5 protein-coding genes are annotated in these 6,424 nt (G+C 26.2%); all 5 read right to left on the bottom strand.

Features of this window, described 5'->3' with window-relative positions:
* Window positions 1-52 precede the first annotated feature (52 nt).
* Window positions 53-541 carry an LURP-one-related/scramblase family protein gene (locus GBZ86_RS11175; protein WP_152890693.1) on the bottom strand — a complete coding sequence of 163 codons (489 nt, stop codon included), beginning with the start codon at window positions 539-541 and terminating at the stop codon, window positions 53-55.
* Window positions 542-580: 39 nt separating this feature from the next.
* Window positions 581-1,543 carry a hypothetical protein gene (locus GBZ86_RS11170; protein ID WP_152890691.1) on the bottom strand — a complete coding sequence of 321 codons (963 nt, stop codon included), beginning with the start codon at window positions 1,541-1,543 and terminating at the stop codon, window positions 581-583.
* A gap of 214 nt (window positions 1,544-1,757) precedes the next feature.
* Window positions 1,758-4,139: a ribonuclease R gene (gene rnr / locus GBZ86_RS11165; protein WP_152890689.1), complete on the bottom strand. Its 2,382-nt coding sequence runs from the start codon at window positions 4,137-4,139 to the stop codon at window positions 1,758-1,760.
* Between the two features lie 513 nt (window positions 4,140-4,652).
* A complete protein-coding gene (gene secG, locus GBZ86_RS11160; RefSeq protein WP_152890687.1) occupies window positions 4,653-4,886 on the bottom strand; it encodes a preprotein translocase subunit SecG in 234 nt (77 codons plus the stop codon).
* Window positions 4,887-5,123: 237 nt separating this feature from the next.
* A complete protein-coding gene (locus tag GBZ86_RS11155) occupies window positions 5,124-6,329 on the bottom strand; it encodes a zinc dependent phospholipase C family protein (protein WP_152890685.1) in 1,206 nt (401 codons plus the stop codon).
* Window positions 6,330-6,424 lie beyond the last annotated feature (95 nt).

Below are 6,424 nucleotides of genomic sequence, written 5' to 3'. Positions count from 1 at the left end.
GATTAATATTTTAAATAATTGATTAATTTTCAGTTCTATTACTTTTTGTAAATTAATCTTCATGAAATCTTATCATATCAATCATAATTAAAAGACCAACTAAAAATATTGTATAATCTTTATCTTTTACTATGAGGCTATACCTATCTTTTCCAAAAATATTCCACTCTTTCTCTATAGCACCTATAATAACGCCTTCTTTAAAAACATTATAGTTTCTTCCAAAAATACTATTAGACTCCATAATTATATTTCCATATTTACCACTTATATTATAAACAGGCGTCATAAATTCTTTTTTTATAGTAGCTACATGTATACCATCTAAATCAAAGACTTCATACTTATGAGCACCTATTCTTATTTGTTGTTCCATATAAAGGACTTTTCTTCCACCATCTGATTTATAAATACTTATATTTTTACCTATATCAAATTTATCAGCTTCTGCATAAAAAATTTCTTTACCATTTTTATCATACACATCAAATTTTGCACCAAAAGCAAACATTCTTTCTTTAACATAATAATTATTACTCATATACTTTACCCCTAACGCTTTTTATCTTTATATAATTTTTTAAAAGTGAATATTTAAAAGTTTTAATACTGGATCTATAGGATTTATAAATGTAGCATCTTCAGAGTTACCATTTAATAGTCCTACTACATTATTATTTTTACCTAAAACTAAAGCACCCGAATCTCCTACTTTACTCATATTTGTTGCTAATATTTGGTCTTTAAAAAAACAATCTCCATTTGCATAACTTAACAAAACTATAGCTTTTATTGTTCTTATTCTTCCAGTCGTATATGCAGTACTTCTTCCTATTTTTCGAATTGGCATATTTACTTCTGGCATTATTGTATTATTTATAACTCCTATCCTTTCTATAGTAGTATCATACTCAATTTTAGAATTAATCTTAGCAATAGCACAATCTACATAATTTACTGGGTAATCTTCTACAGAAGTTATCTTTAAACCATTAAAAAATTTTAATTTAATTAATTTTTGTACCTTCGCAATTTTATTCTCTGAAGAAATTTTACTATCTTTACCTCCAGGCTGTATTATACTAGTACCTTTCCCCAAAGTATTATTATATGTCAACACATGATTATTACTTAAAATACATGGTTTATTTTTTTCATTACTAAATACTACTGCTCCTATAGTTCCAGCATATTTTCCTTTAGTAGCGCTAATACTATATCCTGCTCGTATAGGTCTTACTTTTGATTGAAACTTTGATGGAGTTAATGGTAAACCTTTCAAAGAATTACTTTCTTTAAATTCTCCAATTTTTATAACATCAGTTTTTATACCAAAAAAACTTTTTTCAATCCTATCATTTTTATATAAATTATTTAAATTAATTTTATCTTTAACCAAAATATGAAGACTTGGTTCCCCAGTATCAAAACCTTTAATAAATTTATATCCTAATCCTATTCCAATTACATTTTTCTTTTTTAAAAAAGTATAACTATGTTTACAAATAATTTCATATATTGAATCTTCTATTAATGAAGCCAATTTAAAGTCCTCCTAATATAGTTTTCTTTATAATATGACAAGTTATTGTTCTAAGTGCAATTCTTATATTAACATTAATTAAATACTTATTATTATTTTATTACATAAAAAAAGATGATTCCTATTTAATACAAAAATCATCTTTTAAACTATTTATACTTTTTCAAATTATTCTTTACAAATAATTAAAATAAAAAATTAATAATATTTTTTATTAAAATACTCCAGTTTCATCTTCTTCATCCATATTATTTTCTGAAAAACTAGGAACTTTTAAATTTTCTTCTTCAACTACTTCTATTAATTCGTCATCAAAAAACTGACCTTCAATCTCTGCTGTATTTACATTCATTTCTCTTACGTCTTCAGCATATTCTTCCCAATTTTCTTCATTTAATTCTTCTCTTATCTTAGATAACTTCTCTTCTTGAATTTTTTTAGCTTCTTCTCTTTCTGCTTTTTCTTCAAGAGTATATTTATCCTCTACTATTTCAAAGTATATTTCTCTATTTGGTATATCAACCTTTGAACAAACAACTTTAACTTTATCACCTAGCTTATAAAGCTTTTTATTTCTTTCGCCAACTAAAGTAAGTCTATCTTCATCATAAATATAGTAATCATCTCTAAAGCTTGTTATATGAACTAATCCTTCTATAGTGTTAGGAAGTTCAACAAAAGCACCAAACCCTGTTATTGAACAAATCATTCCTTGGAACTCTTCACCTATTCTATCTTTCATATATTCAGCTTTCTTTAAGTCATCTACTTCTCTTTCAGCCTCCTGAGCAACTCTTTCCATCTCTGAAGATTGTTTTGATGCTGAATCAACAATATTTCTTAACTTTTTATTTCTTTTATCATTAATAGCACCATGTAAATGTTCTTTTATTATTCTGTGTATTTGAAGATCTGGATATCTTCTTATTGGAGATGTAAAGTGACAATAATACTCTGCTGCTAAGCCAAAATGACCTGCACATTCAGGTGAATATCTAGCTTGCATCATACATCTTAATAATAATGTACTTACTATAGCCTCTTCATTTTTACCTTTAACTTCTTTTAAAGCAGCTTGAAGGTTTTTAGGATTAATTTCTTCATTCCATTTTATTTTATATCCTAAGTTATACACAAACTCTTTAAATTTTTGAAGTTTATCTGAATCTGGTTCTTCGTGAATTCTATATACAAATGGTCTTTCAGTCCACTTCATATGCTCTGCTACAGTTTCATTAGCTACTAGCATAAATTCCTCTATCATTCTATTTGCAATAGCTCTTTCATAAGGTTTTATTTCAATTGGTTTACCTTTTTCATTTAATATTATTTTACATTCTTCAAAATCAAAATCTATAGCTCCTCTATCTAATCTCTTTTTATTTAAGATTTTACAAAGTTCTTCCATAGTTTTAAAATCTTCTACTAAATCACTATATTTATCAATAAGATCTTTATCATTATCTCTTAAAATTTTAGTAACATCTGTATAAGTCATTCTTTCATTTGTTCTTATAACACTTTCATGAATTTCATGCTCTATAACTTTACCCTTATCATCTATAGTCATAATACAACTTAATGTTAATCTATCTACCTTAGGATTTAAAGAACAAATTCCATTGGATAATTTTCTAGGAAGCATTGGAATAACCCTATCTATTAAATAAACAGAAGTAGCTCTTTCAAAAGCTTCTTTATCTAACGGATCTTTTTCTGTTACATAATGAGTAACATCTGCTATATGAACTCCTAACTTATAGTTTCCATTAGGTAATTTTTCTATGGAAACTGCATCATCTAAGTCTTTAGCATCTTCCCCATCTATGGTTACCATTTTAACATCTCTTAAATCTAATCTTCCCTTTATTTCTTCTGGTTTTATTTGTTCTTCTATATCTTCAGCCCATTTTAATACTTCTTCTGGAAATTCTTCAGGTAAGCCAAATTTTTTTATTATTGTTAGTATATCTAGTCCTACATCTCCTCTTTTACCTAGAACTTCAGTAACTATTCCTTCTGGATTTTTTCTATTTTTATCTGGCCATTTAGTAATCTCAACCATTACCACTTCGCCTTGTTTAGCTCCATTCCTATCTTTTTTAGAAATAAAAATATCATTTTGTATTCTTTGATCCTCTGGTAATACAAAACCAAAGCTTTTATTATCTTCATAAATTCCTATAATATTTTTATTTACTCTTTCAACTATTTTAACTATTTCACCTTCACACTTTTTGCCATTGCCACTTTCACTAACTATTTTAGCTAATACTCTATCTCCACTCATCGCACCATTTAATTGTGTTTTAGGTATAAATACATCTTTCATTCCTTCCTCATCTGGAATTACAAAAGCAAATCCCTTTTGATGAACTTGAATTTTTCCAGCAACTAGCCCCATTTTTTCTGCTAAACCAATTCTATCAAATTCATCTCTAGCTAAAAGTCCTTCCTTCTCCATTGTTTTTATAGCTTTTTTAAAAAGCTTATACTCTGGTTTGGGTATATTAAACATTTTAGCCAAATTTGGAATTTCCATTGGTCTATAAGCTTCTTCTTTCATAAAATTTAATAATACATTTTTAATTTTCATCTATATTCCTCCATGTCTTGTTGCACATTATCATTTCGTCAGGAATTTTCACTAACAAATAATGTTTAATATTCTTTTAAGACAAATTGCTCATTATATATTAATATGATATGTTTATTTTATAATTTTAATGTAGGAAAACTAATATATTAATTATTATTTATAATTACTTTTCCCTTATACAAATCATATTTTTTAATATATTATCTATTATTTAATCTATTAAATTTTTAAATATGTACTTTACTAAATTTAATTTATGTATTATTTAAACTAATTTTTAAAGTATTTATTTACAAACTTCATAATTATATTTCTTTTAAAAGATCTAAATATTCATCTCTTTTTCAAAAAAATTTAGCAATTTATTTTATATAAATATTTATATAAATATAAATATTGTTTTTTGTTCAAAATAAAGGTGCACTAAAACTTATAGTACACCTTAGAAAATATTAATAAAATTTTTAAGCCGTCCTATGCTTTTAAAAGACGACTATAAAATCAAAAATTTTATTTAATTAAGTTTAAAGCAATTGTATTTATAGCAAATAAAATTGAACATATTACTGTTAGTCTAACAAGCATTGATTCTTTAGTTCTTCCCTTATTTTTAGAAAAGAATGATTGATTATTGCTTCCTTGTATTAAACCACTTAATGCATCCGCTTTACTTGGTTGTAACATAATAGCAATTAAAATTATTATTGCTAAAATCGCTTCCACAACTACTAGTGCTTCCCTCATAAGAAACCCTCCTAAGCATACGTATAAATTTTGATAAACATATATATTATTAATGATAACATAACAATTTTTTTTTTACAATAAAAACCGTAATTTATCAACTTATTTGTAAACTATTATATACAAATGAAAATTTATAGCAAAAGAGTGAGCATATTAATTACTCACTCTTTTAAGTCTTCATACACATAGATATAGACTTTTAACTTATATATGTTTTAAATATTTATAAAATAATTATTTTATATTACAATTAACTTCATAAGTTGCATTTCCTGATAACCACTTATGCATTTCTTCTTTAGCAATTCTTTGTCCTTGCATATAAACTTCTAGAGATTTAAATTTAACATCTCCTGCTGCATTAGCACTTCTTGCTTTTCTTAAGTATACTTTAGAAATATCTTGTGGTTTTATATTTTCATCATCTACAGAGAATTGATATCCTCCTGTAGTTCCTCTTTCAAAGTCATTTCCAGGTAAATCACAGTTAAATTCTATTTTTCTACCATCTTTTAAAACTAATCCGAAATAGATGTAGTCATCTGTTCCAGCACTCTTCTCATCTTCTACTGAAATTATAGCATGTACATTTCCAATAGGAGCAGTTAATTTTACATTTTTAGTATGAGAAACTTCTTGTAGGAATCTATAAACTATAGTAGCACTACATTTTTGTGCATTTTCCATACCTATTTTTCCTGCTTCTTCCCAATCTTCATTACTATTATATATAGAAACTAATGGTTTTAAAGTTTTAGCTTTTTTAGCATATTTAAAGCATTGATGACTTACAAAGTCAACTGCTGGCTTGTCCATCATCATTTCAAATTCTGCCTTATCTTCACCCATAGTACTTATTGTAAATTTTTCTTTACGCGCTTCCATAAATTGTTCAAACTTACAGTGAGCTGGTGTTTCTGTTGCTATCCAGTTTAACGCATGATGTGGTTGATTTAAATCCTCTATGTAATGTAAACATTTACCTAAAAGGTATGATGCTTCTGAATAATTTCCATCTTTCCAATTTGCAACTGCTCTTGAAAAATAACTTCTTGATTGACTTTCTGCATTATCCTTTATTTCAGATAAAAGATATGTTTTACTAGAAGTAAAATTCTTCATTGTATCTGGATCAAAAAAGTGATCTTGATATAATTGATAATCACGTTCTTTTCCAACATTTCCCCAGTCAGGATCTACAGTTCCTTTTCTATAATTAAAAGCATTTTCTTCAATAATTTTAAGGTTGTCCATTATTGCTTTATCATTACCCATATCATTTTTAATAATTTCTAATGCTTGTAATGAAATAAGTTTATGTGTATCTAATTCCATAGCACTTTCTTTACTATCCCATGCAAATGCCTTTTTTGGCGTAGTTAAACCTATACATAAGGCACAAGTTAATACAGCGATTGTAGCTTTTAATCTTTTGTTCATAATTTAATCTTCCTTCCTTTAGTAAATTTATTACTTTTGTTCCACATGTTTATTTTAACTCATATTTTGTCGTTTGTATACATTTTTTATAATAT

The organism is Clostridium tarantellae (assembly GCF_009295725.1).
GTDB classification, from domain to species: domain Bacteria; phylum Bacillota; class Clostridia; order Clostridiales; family Clostridiaceae; genus Sarcina; species Sarcina tarantellae.
This window is presented reverse-complemented; position numbering and strand designations above follow the sequence as displayed.